15 protein-coding genes are annotated in these 16976 nt (G+C 45.4%); all 15 read right to left on the bottom strand.

The window, feature by feature from the left end; translation table 11 throughout:
• Positions 1-420 precede the first annotated feature (420 nt).
• The 15 genes from larE to IQ19_RS05040 all read right to left on the bottom strand — a co-directional run bounded on the left by larE (position 421) and on the right by IQ19_RS05040 (position 16966).
• Entirely contained in the window at positions 421-1248 is an 828-nt protein-coding gene (larE, locus tag IQ19_RS05110) for an ATP-dependent sacrificial sulfur transferase LarE (RefSeq protein ID WP_144540557.1), read from the bottom strand.
• A gap of 47 nt (positions 1249-1295) precedes the next feature.
• Positions 1296-1925, bottom strand: coding sequence for a bifunctional 4-hydroxy-2-oxoglutarate aldolase/2-dehydro-3-deoxy-phosphogluconate aldolase (locus tag IQ19_RS05105; protein ID WP_144540554.1), 630 nt, complete (start codon positions 1923-1925; stop codon positions 1296-1298).
• Between the two features lie 15 nt (positions 1926-1940).
• A complete protein-coding gene (locus tag IQ19_RS05100; RefSeq protein ID WP_144540552.1) occupies positions 1941-2897 on the bottom strand; it encodes a sugar kinase in 957 nt (318 codons plus the stop codon).
• A 26-nt stretch (positions 2898-2923) separates the two neighbouring features.
• Complete coding sequence (locus IQ19_RS05095) at positions 2924-3787, bottom strand: fumarylacetoacetate hydrolase family protein (protein WP_144540549.1); 864 nt, start codon at positions 3785-3787, stop codon at positions 2924-2926.
• Between the two features lie 18 nt (positions 3788-3805).
• The gene (locus IQ19_RS05090; protein ID WP_144540544.1) at positions 3806-4765 is read right to left on the bottom strand and encodes a C-terminal binding protein; all 960 of its coding nucleotides are present in this window, start codon (positions 4763-4765) and stop codon (positions 3806-3808) included.
• A 69-nt stretch (positions 4766-4834) separates the two neighbouring features.
• A complete protein-coding gene (locus tag IQ19_RS05085) occupies positions 4835-5782 on the bottom strand; it encodes a U32 family peptidase (protein WP_144540541.1) in 948 nt (315 codons plus the stop codon).
• Complete coding sequence (locus IQ19_RS05080; protein ID WP_144540538.1) at positions 5779-6690, bottom strand: dihydrodipicolinate synthase family protein; 912 nt, start codon at positions 6688-6690, stop codon at positions 5779-5781. Before IQ19_RS05080 ends, IQ19_RS05085 begins: the two co-directional genes overlap by 4 nt.
• 19 nt (positions 6691-6709) lie before the next feature.
• Positions 6710-7858, bottom strand: a complete 1149-nt coding sequence (dgoD, locus tag IQ19_RS05075; protein ID WP_144540535.1) for a galactonate dehydratase — start codon at positions 7856-7858, stop codon at positions 6710-6712.
• A 337-nt stretch (positions 7859-8195) separates the two neighbouring features.
• Entirely contained in the window at positions 8196-9662 is a 1467-nt protein-coding gene (gucD, locus tag IQ19_RS05070) for an alpha-ketoglutaric semialdehyde dehydrogenase GucD (protein ID WP_144540532.1), read from the bottom strand.
• A 561-nt stretch (positions 9663-10223) separates the two neighbouring features.
• Positions 10224-11396, bottom strand: coding sequence for a UxaA family hydrolase (locus tag IQ19_RS05065; RefSeq protein WP_144540529.1), 1173 nt, complete (start codon positions 11394-11396; stop codon positions 10224-10226).
• Positions 11389-11685 (bottom strand): UxaA family hydrolase, encoded by a 297-nt coding sequence (locus IQ19_RS05060; protein WP_144540526.1) that lies wholly within the window; start codon positions 11683-11685, stop codon positions 11389-11391. Before IQ19_RS05060 ends, IQ19_RS05065 begins: the two co-directional genes overlap by 8 nt.
• Before the next feature lie 4 nt (positions 11686-11689).
• Complete coding sequence (locus tag IQ19_RS05055) at positions 11690-12586, bottom strand: fumarylacetoacetate hydrolase family protein (protein WP_144540523.1); 897 nt, start codon at positions 12584-12586, stop codon at positions 11690-11692.
• A gap of 34 nt (positions 12587-12620) precedes the next feature.
• Positions 12621-13388 carry an IclR family transcriptional regulator gene (locus tag IQ19_RS05050; RefSeq protein WP_144540521.1) on the bottom strand — a complete coding sequence of 256 codons (768 nt, stop codon included), beginning with the start codon at positions 13386-13388 and terminating at the stop codon, positions 12621-12623.
• A 60-nt stretch (positions 13389-13448) separates the two neighbouring features.
• Positions 13449-15653 (bottom strand): dihydroxy-acid dehydratase domain-containing protein, encoded by a 2205-nt coding sequence (locus IQ19_RS05045; protein ID WP_144540518.1) that lies wholly within the window; start codon positions 15651-15653, stop codon positions 13449-13451.
• Between the two features lie 62 nt (positions 15654-15715).
• On the bottom strand, positions 15716-16966 hold the full coding sequence (locus IQ19_RS05040) for a nickel pincer cofactor-dependent isomerase, group 22 (protein ID WP_144540516.1): 1251 nt from the start codon (positions 16964-16966) through the stop codon (positions 15716-15718).
• Positions 16967-16976: the final 10 nt, after the last annotated feature.

Genomic DNA, 16976 nt, shown 5'->3' with positions numbered 1-16976 from the left:
TGCATTCGCATTTTCTTCGTGCGGTGTTTATTCGAGGATGCTTATTCAACGTCCTGCGGGAGTGCGGATCAAAGGGAGACCTCGCAGGAGCAAAGCGACGAGGAGCGTCGGACCGCCCGCGGAAAGGGAGTGCCTCGTGCTGAAATCAACAGGCAAATTTAACAGAGCATTCTTATTAAAAAACTCCATTTTCTTCAATAATATATCTGCCGGATCATTTTAACAGGCTAGCATGTGCCCTCTGCCTTGATTTTCATATCTTATTTCTTAATTATCATCAACTTTGATCATTTTATCATCAACTTTGATCATTTTATCATCAACTTCCCTGATATATCGATAACTCGCCCGTTTTATCGTCAACTTTTCGATTATATCGTCAACTAGGTTCATACGAGAGATATATAGAAGAAAGAACCTTTACTTCGCCGCCGATGATTGCAGCATTTGATTCATGCTGCCGCTCTTATACCCCGTTAAGTCCAAAGCCACATATTTAAAGCCAAGCTGTTTCAGCTCTTCAGAAACTTGTTCATGATAGTTAAGGAGATTTGCCATATCCTGTGGATCTACTTCTATTCTGGCAATTTCATTGTGAACCCGTACTCTTACCTGCTTAATGCCAAAGCTTTTTATAAATTGCTCAGCCTGGTCCACTTTCTTTAATTTTTCAATGGTGATTTTTTCACCATAGGCAATTCTGGAGGATAGGCAGGCTAGCGAAGGTTTATCCCAAGTATCAAGCCCAAGCTCCTTGGACCGGATACGAATATCTTCCTTTGTTAAATCCGCTTCCGCAAGCGGTCCCCTTACGTTTTTTTCCATAGCAGCTTTCACACCTGGCCGATGTTCACCTAAATCATCTTTAATAAGGCCAAATGTCAAATTCTTGTAGCCTTGCTCGATCATAATAGGATAAAGCTCATCAAACAGCCCTTTTTTACAGTAGTAGCATCTGTTCGAATCATTTACGGCATAGCCGGGGATGGAAAGCTCCGACATTTTTATAACTTGGTGCGGTGCATTTAATGCCTTGGCAATTCGAATCGTTTCCTCCAGTTCAGAGCGAGGGAAAGACTCGGAATCGGCAGTAATAGCCAAAACATTCTCTTCTCCTAATGTATCCAATGCCACCTTTAATAAATAGGTACTGTCCACACCTCCGGAAAAGGCAATGATGACGCTTTCCATATCTGATAAAATCTTTTTCAGCTGCTGCTCTTTTTCTAAACTGAGGTGTATGTCCACAGATCGTATCCTCCTTTATAATAAGGCCATGAGCCATTTTCCCAGGCTCAATGTCCCGCCAAAGCAGAAAATTGCTTTGCCTTTTCAGTCAGGTTCAAATAATCTTCATTAGAATTAAGATTCTTCGCATTTACCAGTGAACCGCCCACACCGGCAGCAATAGCCCCTGCTTTCAAATAGTCCTGGATATTTTCTGCGCTTATGCCGCCTGTAGGCATTAATGGGATATGGGGAAGTGGTCCTTGCAGATTTTTAAAGTAAGGAACGCCCATTACATTGGCTGGAAACACTTTGATAATATCCCCGCCATGTTCATATGCAGTCAGAATTTCTGTCGGTGTGAGGGCGCCAGGAATGCTGAGGACACCGTAGCGTTTTGCCATTTTAATCGTCTCGGCATTAACGGTTGGCGAAAAAATAAACTCTGCTCCGGACATAATCACTGCGCGTGCTGTTTCAGGGTCCAGAACCGTACCTGCCCCAACAATGACCTCATTTCCAAACTCTTCTTTCACTTTTTCGATTAGCGTGCACACCTTTGGCGTTTCAACCGTAATTTCAAATGTGCTAACACCTCCTGCCTGCAGCGCGTGTGCAATGGGCAAAATTTGATCGGGCTGCGCACCGCGAATAACTGCAACAATTTTGCGCTTCTTTAATTCTTCTAACCTGTTCACTGATTCTCCTCCTTTTTATCTCGTCACATCGTCCAAGCCGCCGTTAATAAAGGATGCAAGATCAGATCGATTCGGCAAACCTTCTGCATCGCCATTCACCATGGTTACCATTGCACCCATCGCATTACCCCTTAGTACCGCTTCATCCAGCGGCAATCCGTCCAGCAGCCCTGAAAGTACGCCAGCCGCAAATGCATCGCCAGCCCCGACTGGATCGACTACCCGCTCAACAGGAAAGCCCGGAATTTTCGTCAATGGGACGGACTGGGAAGAAACCAGTGCTCCTTCTTTACCCAGTTTCATAATGACTGTTTCAATTCCGAGAGCATGAAATTTTTCAACATATTCCTCCGGTGAACAAGCGCCAAATAAAAATTCCGCTTCGGAAATGCCAGGAAGGACAATATCGCTTTCCGAGGCATATTTTTTTAAAAAATAGCGCGCCTCTTCTTCATCCTTCCAAATTTTCAAGCGGAGATTTGGATCAAAAACAATTTTCGTTCCATTTCCTTTGGCAATGCTGATTGCTTTTTCAAGCATTTCCCGGCAGCTTACACTAAGTCCTGGCGTTATCCCTGTAATATGAAGATATTCAGCATCTGAAACGGAGTCATCCTGCAGCCATTCAGCACTCATTTTGCTGGCAGCAGAGTCTTTTCTATAGTAATAGACACGCGTATCATTCAAGCGCCTGAACTCTTTAAAAAACACGCCGGTCGGTGCCGTTTGATCGCGTGTTACATAGGAAACATCCACTCCTTCACCGCGGATAAATGATTGCATCGCATCGCCGAACTCATCCTCCCCAAGACGGCTGATCCATCTTGAGCGGTGGCCGAGGCGGCTTAATCCAATTGCTACATTGGATTCTGCTCCGCCAAACTTCATCGAAAAGGAATGGGCATGACGGAGCATGCCCTCTTCATTCGGCGTAAATAGAGCCATCGTTTCTCCGATTGTTACAACATCCATGCCTATCAGCCTCTTTCTTCTGGTAGTCAGCCTTTCACGTAATTGGAAAGCGTTCCGATTTTCTCAATGGTAATACTCATTCTGTCCCCATCCTTCAGCCACAACTTCGGGCTTCTGCCCATTCCGACTCCTGGAGGAGTGCCAGTTGCAATTAAATCGCCAGGTCTAAGCGTCATTGACTGTGATAAGAATGAAATGATTTGCGGAATGGTAAATATTAAGTTATTTGTATTCGAATCCTGCATAATCTCCCCATTGAGTTCAAGCGAGATTGAGAGGTTGTGAGGATCCCCTGCTTCGTCCTTTGTCACGATCACCGGCCCGGTCGGGGCAAATGTGTCTGCTGTCTTGCCGCGGGACCACTGTCCATCTTTAAATTGCAAATCACGGGCGCTAATGTCATTCATAATCGTATAGCCAAAAACATAATCGTTTGCATCTTCTTCAGATACATGCTTTGCTTCTTTGCCTATTACAATAGCAAGCTCCGCTTCAAAGTCGACCTCATTGGAATTGATGGGAATTTCCACAGCGTCATGATGGCCGACAATGGCATTTGCATATTTTGAAAAGATCACCGGTGAAGCAGGCGGCTCCATTCCGGTTTCCCTGCAATGGTCAATATAATTCAAGCCGACACAAATGATTTTTTCCGGTGATGGAATCGGCGGAAGAATCTTCACATCAGAGATTGGAAAAACGGCATCATCATTGTCACGCTGCTCAATTAAACTTTCAGCAAGCGGCAGCAGCTCTTCGCTTTTTTCTATAAAGGTTTTCACACACAGCGGAAATCGATTTCCGCCCAGTAAGGTTAAACTGATGGCGCTCTCTTCCTGCACAACGCCAATATGCGGCTGTGAATGGACGGAAAAAGCAGCTATTTTCATAAGCACTCACACCCTTTCTTAAGTTAATGCGTAAGGTGTTTTTTCACCTTTTAAAACCTGAACGATATTTTTTGCAGCTTTTTGGCGAAGCTCGATCATCGCTTCCTCAGAATACCAGGCACTGTGCGGAGTAATGATGACATTGTCCATGTTGAGAAGCGGGCTATCTAGGCTAATCGGCTCTTCTTCTGTTACATCGAGAGCTGCACCGGCAATGATTCCTTTTTCGAGCGCTGCTATAAGTGCCTTTTCATCTATAATCGGACCGCGGGCAGTGTTAATGATCACGGCATTTTTCTTCATTTGCCTGAAACGTTCTTCATTTAATAGATGGAAGGTATCTTTAATAAGCGGGACATGAACCGATAAATAATCTGCTTCCCGTATGATTTCATCAAGCTCCATTTTTTGCACCCCGGCAGCAGCCATATCTTCTGCTGAAACAAATGGGTCATAAGCTGCCGTTTTAAAGCCTAGAGGCTTCACCTTTTCAATAAACCTGCGTGGAATGCGGCCAAATCCGAGAACCCCTACTGTCTGCTCGTTAAAGCGATGAATCGGTACACATGCTTTGAAGTCCCAGTTACCTTTTTTCACTTCATTATTCAATAGAGTCACTTTGCGGGCCCATGATAATAAAAGTGCCAGTGCATGGTTCGAAACCTCTTCCATTCCATAATCAGGTACATTGGCAACCGTAATTCCTTTTGCATTCGCGGCATCCAGATCAATCGTGTTGACACCCACACCGTAGCGGGAAATAACCTTGGTATTTTCAAGGGATTCAATGACACGGCGTGATATAGGTGCATATTGATTTAAAATGGCATCTTTATTTTTAGCCTGCTCCACAACCTCAGCTTCTGTTTTGCATTGCGCTTTGATGAATTCAATGTCAAGGCCGCTTTCCGCAAACACGTCTTCTTCATATTTCAGATTCTCAAATTCATAGTCTGTTAACAGTACTTTAAAAGCCATCCTATTTCACTCCTAATATAATAGTAAGAAATCCCTGGAACGGCATGATACCGCTTCAGGGATCTATTGTTATTTAGCTAACGTTTTTTCGACTTTCGGAATTCCGAGCCCTTTCGCGCCAAGCTCTGAAGTTTTTGCTTCCGGATAGTAGCGTTCAATCATTTGAATGCCAATGGAAGCGCGGCGGACACGTTCTTTCACAAGGGAGATATTTGTGCTTTCCCATTGTTTTCCTGAAGGATAAACATCCGGATGATTTCGAAGGCCGAATTTAATATAAACGGGAGCGAGCACCCGAATGATTTCCGGGATCTCATAGTAGCGCAGGAATCCGCCGAAATTATCAGGAACCTCTACATACAAATCGATCGGAATATCAATGGCCTGCCGGATGGCTGCAAGTTTAGCCAGCGGCAATGCGGAAGGAACATTGTAGGTATCTGCGCCAATATCCTGCATTAACTTTACTGATACTGGATTGGCCGAGCCCATTTGAACGGATACCTTCACAACGAAGTCCTCCGGCAGCTGTCCCTTCCTTTTCATTTCTTTTGTTAAAAGCAGAAGTCCCTCATCAGCCACAAGCGCACCCCTTAAGCCAAGTGCAGCACCGCGTTTTAAATCTTCCATTGCATAAACCAGCTGATCGGCTCCTTCATGGCGAAGAGCCTGGGATTTGCCGCCCGATGTAAACGGAGCTGCACTGATGTCCCATGTGCCTCGCGGACCTACGAATAAGCTTAGCTCCATGCCTCGTTCGGCTGTCAGATCACACATTTCTTTAATTTCTTCATCTGTTTGAAGCATAATACCGCTTCCCTGGGAAACGCGGTGAATCGTCAAGCCTAGGCGGTCAATTTCTTCAAGCGTGGCTTTTAACGCTTCAGGTCCTTCCACACTAGGAATTTCAACACGGTATTGTGCACCGTCAGGAAATCTTTTTGTGGATATGGGCAATTCTTGAAAATCGCTGGATGGGTAGCCTAATTGTTCAAGCAATTCGCGGGATTCTTTCATGATTGGACGCCTTCCTTCATTTCAATAGTTTTTAATAGACTTCTAACATTTTCACGTAAGTTTGCCGGGTATACATCAAACGGAACACGGTGTCCCGCTGCTGTGTCAAACCAGCGCTGGTGAACAGCTTCTTTCATGGTTGTAAAAAATGTCGGGCAATAGGTGTAAACATCCATCAGCTTGGAGATCAGCTGGTGGTTTCTCTCCGCTTCAGCCAAATCTCCTCTTTGATAAGATTCATATAAATCCACTGATATTTCCGGAGCAAAAACGGCGCTTCCGTTAATGCTGCCATCTGCGCCGATCATTTGCGCAGGCAGCATATGCTCATCAAATGCAGAGAAAACAAGGAAATCAGGACGGACGTTCTTCACCTCTGTGATCACCTGGCGAATGTGGCCAAAATCACCGACCGTTTCCTTAATGCCAGAAATATTCGGGTGATCTTTCGCCAATTTTACAATTAGCTCAACAGGCAAATTTTGGCCGGTTAATTGCGGAATATTATAAATAAACACTTGCATCCCAGTTTGGCTGGCAACAGATGAATAAAAACGGTAAAGCTGCTCATCTGAGAGCTTCCAATAGTATGGGCTGACAACCAATACACCATCTGCTCCCAATTCTTCTGCATAGGAAGTCAGTTCAAGGACTTCCTTTAGCGCTGTATGGCCCACGCCAACCATTACTTTTACGCGCCCATGGATATGTTTAATCATTTCCCTTACATAAAGCTTCCGCTCTTCGATGGAAAGAGAAGAAAACTCGCCTGAACTTCCCATCAGCAAAATACCATGAATATTCTGTGAAATCAGCTTATCAATATAGCGTCTGTTTAGCTCCAAATCCAGATTTCCGGCTTCGTCAAATAAGGTGACGACCGGGGGGATAATTCCATGAAAGCTCATTATGTTCTCCTCCTTCTCCTTACCATTCGGCAATACTGCCATCTTCATGGCGCCAAATAGGGTTTTTCCAGTCATGCCCGACTTCCGCTGCCTGTTTTACTTTTTCTTCGTTTATCTCAATTCCAAGGCCAGGCTGATCCGGAATGTTCACATAGCCATCTTTATAGGCGAATACTTCAGGATTATTAATATAATCCAGAATGTCCATTCCCTGGTTATAGTGAATGCCAAGGCTTTGCTCCTGGATGATGAAATTTGGGGTAGAGGCGTCCAGATGAACCGATGAAGCAAGCGTCATTGGACCCAATGGACAATGCGGCGCAATGGACACATCATATGCTTCAGCCATCGCGGCTATTTTCTTTCCTTCCAAAATACCACCTGTGTGGGAAAGATCAGGCTGGATAATATCCACATATCCGTCTTGAAGAAGCTGCTTAAATCCCCAGCGCGTATACATTCTTTCTCCGGTTGCAATCGGGCAGGTCGTATGAAGCGCTATTTCACGAAGAGCTTCATTATTTTCCGGCAGCACCGGTTCTTCAATGAACATAGGGCGGTACGGTTCAAGCTCTTTCACTAGTGTTTTGGCCATTGTTTTATGAATCCGGCCGTGAAAATCAACGCCGATTCCAAAATCTTTTCCTAGCGCCTCGCGAATCGATGCAACGCGCTCAATGACTGCATCCACTTTTGAAAAGCTGTCTATGTAGTTCATTTCTTCCGAGGCATTCATTTTAACAGCTTGAAAACCCTGTTCTTGTTTTTCTCTTGCTGCCGCAGCAACATCAGCCGGCCTGTCGCCTCCGATCCATGAATACACTTTAATTTTCTGGCGGGCTTTACCGCCAAGCATTTCATAGACTGGTATGTTGTAATACTTGCCTTTAATATCCCAGAGAGCCTGCTCAATGCCGGATATAGCACTCATTAAAATCGGACCGCCACGGTAAAAACCGCCACGGTACAGTGTTTGCCATATGTCTTCGATGTCATTGGGGTTGCGGCCAATGATATAGTCTGATAGTTCATTGACTGCGGCCTTCACTGTTTCAGCGCGTCCTTCAACAACTGGCTCTCCCCAACCGGAAATGCCTTCATCCGTATCAATCTTTAAAAACAGCCAGCGCGGCGGAACTTTGTATAATGAAAGTTTCGTAATTTTCATATGGGCACCTCGCAACATTTTTATAAAAAGGAGATTTCTATTCCGGAAATCTCCTTTTTGCGCACAAATAGCTCTATGCCTTACTTAACTAAAAGAGTTAAAATCTTTAGCTCTGTTAAACTGGCCTGTTGATTTCCGCTTCAGGTGCTCAGCGAACCGCGGGCAGTCCGGGAGCCTCCTCGGCGCATTCACGCCTGTGGGGTCTCCCTTTGATCCGCACTCCCGCAGGACTTTGAGTAAGCATCCCCGAGTTAACACCGCACGAAGAAAATGCGAATGCATTTTCGAGGAGTCTCGCACCTTACGCTCCAATCAACAGGGTGCCAAAATCATCCCTTTAAGAACCTTTGATGAAAACCGTTTTAATGGCAGTATAAAACTCTTTCGCAGCTTCACCCTGTTCGCGTGAGCCTGTGCTTGAGGCTTTCATGCCGCCGAATGGCGCCTGCAGCTCTACTCCTGCGCTTTCCGCGTTAATACGGACAAGTCCCGCCTCGATTTCATCAATGAATTCCAAAATGGAGCTGATATCTGAAGTGAAAATGGATGCGCTCAATCCATATTTCGTATTGTTCGCCAAATCGATTGCCTCTTCCAGGTCAACGGCTCTAATAAGAGCGATCACTGGCCCGAAAATCTCTTCCTGGGCAATCGTCATATCTGGTGTCACTTCTTCAAAAATCGCTGGTTTAACGAAGAAGCCGTTATCATATTCTCCCCCTGTAAGCACTTCGCCGCCATGTACCAGTCTTGCACCTTCGTTTTTCCCGATCTCAATGTACTTATTGAACGTGTTGAATTGGCTTTCACTTGCACAAGGCCCCATCCAGATGCCCTTTTCAAGCCCATTGCCGACTGTGATTTTTTCGGATGCTTCGATAAGCTTTTGCTTAAATTCGTTATAAACCTCGGATTCAACGATTACGCGGCTTGAGGCCGTACATTTTTGTCCAGATGAGCGGAATCCGCCGCTGATAACCGCTTCAACTGCCTGGTCAAGATTGGCATTTTTCGCAACGATAACAGGGTTCTTTCCGCCCATTTCCAGCTGGAACTTTATGCCTCTTGCTGCTGCTGCTTTCGCTACACTCTGTCCGACACTTTCTGATCCTGTAAACGTAATAGCATTTAATTTAGGATGATCGATCAATCCCTGGCCGATAACAGAGCCTGAACCCGTTACGAAGTTTAAGACACCTTCAGGGAAGCCGGCTTCTGCAAAGCACTCGACCACCTTAGCAGCAGTGACAGCCGCTTCACTTGCAGGCTTGAAAACCACGGTATTTCCATAAACAAGAGCAGGTGCGATTTTCCAGATTGGAATGGCAACAGGGAAATTCCAAGGAGTAATGACGCCTACAACACCAAGCGGCGCACGCTTTGTGAACATAAGCGCATCTTTATCTGTTGATGGAATCACGTCCCCCTCTTTGCGCATTCCTTCTCCTGCATAGTAACGAAGAATCGCAATCCCTCTTGCTGTCTCTCCTTTTGCTTCTGGCAGGGTTTTACCCATTTCCATCGTCATGGATTCCGCAATTTCATCCAGCCTTGCTTCCAGAAGGTTTGCTGTTTGGAACAATAGCTGGCCTCTTGCTGCCTGGCCCAGTTTGCGCCATGCCTTTTTCGCGTTGTGTGCTGCCTCTACCGCCTGGTTTAATTCTTCTTCAGTAGAATTTTGAACATAGCCGACTGCTTCCTTATTGGCAGGGTTAATGCTTGTAATGACTTTCCCGGATGCGGATTCTTTCCATTCATTATTAATAAAGTTGCTATATGTTTTTGTTTCGATGGTAGTTTTCATGTTTTAACCTCTCCTTTTTAATATTAATAGGCTTTGTTAACTCTGGTTAACTTGCCTGTTGATTTCCACTTAAGGGGCTCAGCCAACCGCTTGCGGTCCGATGATCCTCGGCGATTTGGGACTGCGGAGTCTCCCGCTGGATGCTGAATAATCCTGCAAAACAAGCATTTGGCCGATAAATCTTAAGGTTTGGCCGATAACTGGCCGGTTTTGGCCGATAAATTCATGAATTTATCCGTTAAACCAAATTTGAGTTGTTGTAAAATACCGTTTGGCCGGTAAATCCGATAGTTTGGCCGGTATTTTTCTAATTTTGGCCGGTAAATGCTCTAGTTTGACCGGTATTTTTCTAATTTTGGCCGGTAAATGTTATTCGGCCCGCTAATCCGAGTTTGGGAATCTGCTAATTTCGGTAATTTAGCCGTTTTTTTCTACTTCCAGTCGGTAAATGCTTATTTTTGCTCGTTTTTATATCCAAAAAGGAAATGCCCAATGCAATTTCGAGGGCTCCTTCCCTTCCCCCTCAATCAACTCAACAATGAGGCTTACCCAAGCCATTTATTAAAATGTCGGACCAATTCGCCAGATGCCGAAATCATGCTGTTTTAAAATCTCCGCTTTTGTCAATTTGCCATTTGCTACAGCTTGAATTTCATTCATGATACGCCCGCCGACTTCGGCGACCGTTTCTTTGCCGTCCACGATGGTGCCTGCATCAAGATCCATGTTTTCGTTCATGCGTTCGAACATTGGTGTGTTTGTTGAGATTTTAATAACCGGAGCGATCGGTGATCCGGTGGGTGTGCCGCGCCCGCTGGTAAACAGGACGATTTGCGCGCCTCCAGCAACCATACCTGTCAGCTGTTCAATGTCATGGCCTGGCGTATCCATCCAGACCAGCCCTTTTTTTGTTGGCCTTTGTGCATAGTCAATGACTTCTTCCAATCGCGTTGTACCTGATTTTGTCGCAGCTCCCAGCGACTTTTCCTCTAGTGAACTTAAGCCGCCCTCAATGTTGCCGGGGCTTGGATTGCCTGTACGGATGTCCACACCCATTTGGATCGAACGATTTTCCATCATTTTAATGACGGCATAAGCTTTTTTCGCAACTGAGTCATTAGCTGCACGGTTGGCAAGCAAATGCTCTGCACCAATTAATTCGGTTGTTTCGGCTAAAATAGCTGTCCCGCCCTGTTCAACAATCATATCGCTCGTACGTCCTACAGCAGGGTTCGCCGAAAGGCCGGAGCATGCATCAGATCCCCCGCATTCTGTACCGACGATTAATTCGCTAAATTCACAAAGCTCCCGCTGTACCATGGAAGCATCCTGAACCATTTTCACCGCAATCTTTGCCACTTCGGCAATGGTTTGAAGCGTACCGCCATGATCCTGGATGGAGACGGTTTCCACCGGCTTGCCGCATTTGGCGATCTCATCGCCAATGCGGTGAGCCTGATGGGTTTCACACCCAAGGCCGAGGACGATAACACCGTAAACATTTGGGTTCATCCCCATTCCTGCATATGTTCTTGCCGTCTGGTCATAATCCGTGCCAACCTGGGCACAGCCATGCTGGTGAATGAATGTAACGGTTCCGCTGACAAGCTCTGTTACCCGCTGGGCAGTTTGCGTCGCGCAAGTAATGGTTGGCAGGATCAACACGTGATTTCTTACGCCAACGCGGCCATCAGGACGGCGGTAACCCCAAAACTGAAGTTTTTCATTAAACAACCTTGTCACCTCTTCCTCGTTTGCCTTCTAGATTGTGAACATGCACATGTTCTCCGGCATCAATCGGGACGACTGCCGCCCCGATTACCTCTCCATATTTAATAATGTCATCCCCCTGGGGAATCGCTCTGACTGCGAACTTATGGCCAAAGCGGATGGGCTCAAGAATCTTAACCGTTTTTTCGCTGCCCTCTGCTTTGACAATCACTTCAGCTTCTGCAGGTATATCTGAAAGAGCGACAGCTACACTATCTTTCTCGTTTAAATAAAGTGTTTTGTACTCACTCATTTCCTCACCCCTTAGCTGCTTGCCTCGCTTTTTCACTTTGGACAACCGGGTTATTCAGAACGCCGATTCCAGGAATTTCAATTTCAATCCGGTCATTTTCGGCTAATGTAAATTCATTTGGCGGTACAACACACGTTCCTGTCAGGAGTACCGTTCCGTCAAAAATATCATTATCAAGCACTAAGTAATGGACAAGCTCATCCAGCGTCCGTTTAAGTTGATTGACTTGCGCATCCCCGTAAAAAACAAGCTCTTCATCCCGGTAAATTCGGCAAATAATTTGGAATTCATAAGGGTCTGACACAGCCTCTGCCAATACAATTGCCGGCCCGATGGAGCAAGAGTTTTTCCAAACCTTTGCCTGCGGCAGGTAAAGCGGGTTTTCTCCTTCAATGTCCCGGCAGCTCATGTCGTTTCCAGCTGTGTAGCCAAGGACATTCCCCTCCTTATCAATAACCAGCCCAAGCTCAGGCTCCGGAATTTGCCAGTTGGAATCAGAACGGAGATAAACAGGATCATTCGGACCTACTGTTCTTGCAGCAGTTGATTTAAAGAAAATTTCCGGGCGTACGGCATCATAGACTTTGTCATAAAACGTCTCACGATCCAGCTTTCCTTGTGTGGCTTCATAGTTTCGCGCTTCTCTGCTTTTTTTGTATGTTACGCCTGATGCCCACACTTCTGGAGCTTCGATTGGGGTTGTTAACTGAAGGCCATCCAATGGCTGCTTTTCTGCTTCAGCCGCAATTTGTTTTACAATATCAAATGCCGTTTTATCATTTTCACGTGCCTTGTCAATCAACGACATAAAATCGTTGAATGGAAGGTCTGCTACTTCATTTTCATTCGTTACAGCTGCAAGTTGTTTCGCATTTTCTTTTAGGTAGCGAATAATTCTCATTGTTTGTTCCTCCTGAATGACCGATTGTCATTTTTTAAATTTTTTGATATTCATACCCGAGATCCTGTGAAATGCTGTTGCTGCAATCTTTTAAAATGCCAACGTAATGTTCACGGATTTCATCTGTTACTTTTGTAGCCGGCATAGACATGCTTATACCTGCTATAACCTTGCCTGAATAATCCTTAATCGGAACAGCGAAGCAGACAATGCCTGGTTCGTTTTCTTCATTATCCACTGAATATCCGGCCATCCGGACATGGTTGATTTCCGCTAATAATTCTTCTTTTGAGCTGATTGATTTCGGTGTTTGTCTTGTGTATTGATAGTTTTTAAGGAACTGACCCAGTTCGGCGTCTGTTTTGGTTGAAATAAGTGATTTGCCTACCGCGCTTGTATGAACCGGGACACGCCGGCCAATGCGGGAATATAAGACGGTAACACCGCTTCCTTCCACTTTATCGATATAAACACCTTCCTGTCCGTCCAGGATCACAAGATGCACCGTTAGGTTTGTCGTAGCCGATAATCTTTCAAGATGCTTTCTGGCCACTTTCCGCAAATCAAAGTTGCTAAGGACCATATTGCCCCGTTCAAAGAGCTTAAGCCCAAGCCGATACTTCCCATTCTCCTCATTTTGCGAGATATACCGTTGTTCCTGTAAGGTTTTTAAGAGCGAATGAACTGTGCTTTTATGCAGGTTCATTCGTTTGCTGATTTCAGTAATGGATAATTCTCTCTCCCGCTCGTCAAATAAATCCATTATTTTTAATGCGCGTTCCACCGATTGGATAATAGGCATTATTGCTCACTCCTCTAGTTCTATTTAGCCTAATTTTACAGGATATTTGACGAGCTTGCCTTATTTTGCAACCGTGCTTGATTCATGAATTAAAATATCTTTTTCATAATCCAGCACCGCATCTTCCACGACAGCCAATGGAACAACACCATTTGCAGCATCTGTATGGCCGTACATGCGGTTGCTTGCTGCCACCATCTTCTGGCGTGCTTTCATTCGCTGTTTTCTCTCTTCTGCAAGTGGTCGTCTATCATCTTTTATGCTGTCTGAAAATAAGTGAACAACGTTTCCAGCGAATAACTGGGCTCTGTCTACAAAATCAATGCGGCGGCCTCGAAGCTGAAGATGAACAATGTCGCCCGTCTGAAGGAAACCAATGCCTCCATCTTCATAGGCTTCAGGCGTCATATGCCCGATAGCTGCACCATATGTAACGCCAGAATAGCGGCCATCGCTGATAATGGTTGCCAGCTTTTTCATCACGCGGTTGGCATTAATATGCTGCATTGGCGTAAACATCTCAGGCATTCCAAATGCCACAGGACCCTGGCCAGCAATCACAACTGAAATTTTTAAAATGCCTTTTTCAGCCATCTCGTCAAACAATTTTTCGTATGTTTCTTCTTTTAGAAGTTCCCATTCTTCCTTATTATTGTATTTAAGTGTTTCAAGGAGCAGGTTATGATCAAATAATTTTTTCTCTTTTATATGGTTCAAGAGATTTGAGTCCAGCAGACTTCTATTCGCATCATCTTCATTCTCGAAATAAAGGACGAATGCAAGCTTGTCATCGAACTGGTCAAGCTGTGGCGTTGGCATGCCGCTTATTTTTACAACAGCGCTTTCAAAGAAGTTTCCTTGCAGCACATCTACCCCGCTGAATGTCCTGCGCGGCGTTGATAGGATAACTGGGTTTTCTTTAACACTCACAGCTTTCAAGCTTTGTGTAATGGCCAATCGCTCTCTCCATGTTCTGGCTGCAACGGTCGGTGCATCCTGATCCATTGGTACCCCATTTTCAATTAGTTCATAAAAAAGTGTTTCCATCCCTCTGCTCGTACCGCTGCAGCACTGCATAGCCAGCGAATAAATATCGCGCCCTTCTGTCAGGCTGTAATCAAACAGATCCGGAATCGGGTGCTCATGATGAATGCGGTCGAGATCCCATAAGCTGAATTTATATCCTCCATACAGCATGCCTGCCACGATATGCATCATCAGATTAGTTGAACCGCCGGAGGCACTGTGAATGCGAATGGCATTTTTAATGTTTGCAGCAACAATATTGGAAACGCCATATTTTTCTTCATTGATCATGGTAGCAAAACTGTCAAGAACGGCATTAATCTGCCTTTGTGTTGGCGGATCTGTCAGCAGTTCAACCGCTGGATGAACAAGGCCCATTCCGGCTACTAAATGGCGGGAACTATTGCCCGTTCCATTAAAGGCACACACACCGCCCTGGCCATCACATGTGGCAACTGCCAGCCGCATTTCAAAATATTTATGCTGTTCTTTGGTTATAATGCCCCGTTCATAGGCACGCTCGAAAACTCCCTGGAAGGCTGTATTGGATGAGCACTGCAAGATATAGGCCATTGTGTCACGCAAATCAATCGCCACATCTGAAGCGCCTTCCAATTCTGCTTTTTTCGCCAGCTCTTCCAGCTCGGCGATGACATCATCCGGAATCGAACCGCCTTCCAAAACATGCGCTGGTGCAAATGTTGCAAAGAACGGAGCTTCACCGCGGCTGCGCCTTACACGGTCTACATGTGCCAATGCGCTTACAACGCCCAGAGGCTGTTTATCGCAGCCTTGAATGACGAATGCACCATGATAGCTATGTGCTTCAAGCTGATTGACAACCATTTGAGCAACAGCGTTTCGGCTTTGCAGGGAATAGCTCATCCCCTGATTGCTTTGAGCTGTACCGTCACACATAACCGGAGTAGAAAAGTAAAAGGGTACTCCTCCGTTTTGCCAAATGCGGATTGCCGCCCGTGAGGAAGTTTGATAGTCCATTATGTGTGCCGGGTGGTCTGATGAACCTCCGATAATGGCAATGCGCGGGGCATTCATTTCAAGGCGGTTATAGATTTCTTCCAGTGTCCAATCCGGCTTTCCGCCTTCGTAGGAGGAACCGAGTGTCTGTTTTGCACGGTCAAGCAGGCCTGCTACAGTAATGGGTTCATTGGCTTTCCCCTGCACGTTATCACGGTAAGGGTTTACAGGATTATCAATAAGCGGATATAAATGTGTCATGTTAACACTCCTTATCTATCAATCTGCAAAAATAGCAAATCATTTTGCAGCTATTTTTCGAATTAATCGAGCACCAATTCTTCCAGCTCTGAAATGATTTCCAGATTGCTATTTTGTTTGGCTTCGTCAATCATACTTTCCGAGATCCAGATTTCCCCGATGTCTAATGTATTCTTGATTCTAACGGCTTTCACCTTGTTTAAATCGAATGCGTTGCATGTTTTTATGGCAGCCTTAACAGCCAGCTCCTTTGTTTCAAGCACCATCGGAAGTTTAATGACTTCGATAACGGTACTTGTCAATGCGTTCGCATAGCCTTTTTCCCAGATAATCTCATCTACAACCGCTTTGGTTGTCATATCCGCCATGCCAATGCCATTTGCATTTCCATGCGTTTTTTCTGTCAGGCCAAGCACAACGGTTCTTTTAATATCGGGTCCGCCAGTAGCGTAAGGTGTAGCGAAATTCCCTGTTATATTCGGATCCATCCCATCGCCTGAAATATCTTTTCCAAGCTCATCTACAATCAGAACATCAAACTCATCAAAATGAATTTTGGGCATCAAAGACTTCGCTTCTTTTAATAATTCCGGCTCTGCTTTTTCCAGATCTTCTGCTGGTACCGCAATGACTTTTGCCACCTTGTCATATGCATTTTCAAGAGAAGCAAGGCCGAAAATAATCGGGGCTTTCGATAAAGAGATTTTGGCCATTTCAGGCACATGCTCTGCCATATATTTAAAGCTAAAGGCATGGGCAGCCTCTGCCCCTTTTTGCTTCCCAAGCCCGATCGTAATCATCTTCATTAGCCCGCTTTCAATGGGACCCCGGAAGGCTGTATGGGGCTTAATCCGGTTAATGACGACAATTTTATCTGCTTCATAGGCGTTTTGATCAATATAGACCGGGAGCCCATTTGGGAGTTCGCCAATTTTGACCACTTCCATTGAAGATTTAATCGGTGCCCCGACAGCCTCTTCCGTCACACCCAATTGTTGAAGCACATCAATCTGGCCTTCGTCTGTGGCCCCGCCATGGCTACCCATTGCCGGGACGATAAACGGCTGACCGCCAGCACGTTTGATTTCCCTTACCGTCTCGCGCACAAGCACAGGCAAATCTGCCAGGCCTCTGCTTCCAACCGCTATCGCAACAGAATCGCCTTCTTTTATTTTCGTAAGCACATTGGTTTCATTCAGTGTTTTCCGGACCTCAGCTCCAACATCTTCCAGCTGGGGCGCATGAAATTTCTGCTTCACTCTTACCATTTTGGGAATGGGAATATCTTTTAAAATTTCTTTAATGATGTCCATATCCTTATCT

Origin of the sequence: Cytobacillus oceanisediminis, from assembly GCF_007830235.1 — a bacterium.
GTDB lineage: Bacteria > Bacillota > Bacilli > Bacillales > Cytobacillaceae > Cytobacillus > Cytobacillus oceanisediminis.
Note: the sequence above shows the minus strand (reverse complement) of the source record. Positions and strands in the feature narration are given on the sequence as shown.

Bases quoted from the DNA above. Each gene is read 5' to 3' on its own strand.
- IQ19_RS05045 (WP_144540518.1), bottom strand. From the start codon at position 15,653: ATGACACATTTATATCCGCTTATTGATAATCCTGTAAACCCTTACCGT.
- IQ19_RS05055 (WP_144540523.1), bottom strand. From the start codon at position 12,586: ATGAGAATTATTCGCTACCTAAAAGAAAATGCGAAACAACTTGCAGCT.
- IQ19_RS05100 (WP_144540552.1), bottom strand. From the start codon at position 2,897: ATGGATGTTGTAACAATCGGAGAAACGATGGCTCTATTTACGCCGAAT.
- dgoD (WP_144540535.1), bottom strand. From the start codon at position 7,858: ATGAAAATTACGAAACTTTCATTATACAAAGTTCCGCCGCGCTGGCTG.
- IQ19_RS05095 (WP_144540549.1), bottom strand. From the start codon at position 3,787: ATGAAAATAGCTGCTTTTTCCGTCCATTCACAGCCGCATATTGGCGTT.
- gucD (WP_144540532.1), bottom strand. From the start codon at position 9,662: ATGAAAACTACCATCGAAACAAAAACATATAGCAACTTTATTAATAAT.
- IQ19_RS05085 (WP_144540541.1), bottom strand. From the start codon at position 5,782: ATGAAAGAATCCCGCGAATTGCTTGAACAATTAGGCTACCCATCCAGC.
- IQ19_RS05080 (WP_144540538.1), bottom strand. From the start codon at position 6,690: ATGAGCTTTCATGGAATTATCCCCCCGGTCGTCACCTTATTTGACGAA.
- IQ19_RS05060 (WP_144540526.1), bottom strand. From the start codon at position 11,685: ATGAGTGAGTACAAAACACTTTATTTAAACGAGAAAGATAGTGTAGCT.
- IQ19_RS05050 (WP_144540521.1), bottom strand. From the start codon at position 13,388: ATGCCTATTATCCAATCGGTGGAACGCGCATTAAAAATAATGGATTTA.
- IQ19_RS05040 (WP_144540516.1), bottom strand. From the start codon at position 16,966: ATGGACATCATTAAAGAAATTTTAAAAGATATTCCCATTCCCAAAATG.
- IQ19_RS05090 (WP_144540544.1), bottom strand. From the start codon at position 4,765: ATGGCTTTTAAAGTACTGTTAACAGACTATGAATTTGAGAATCTGAAA.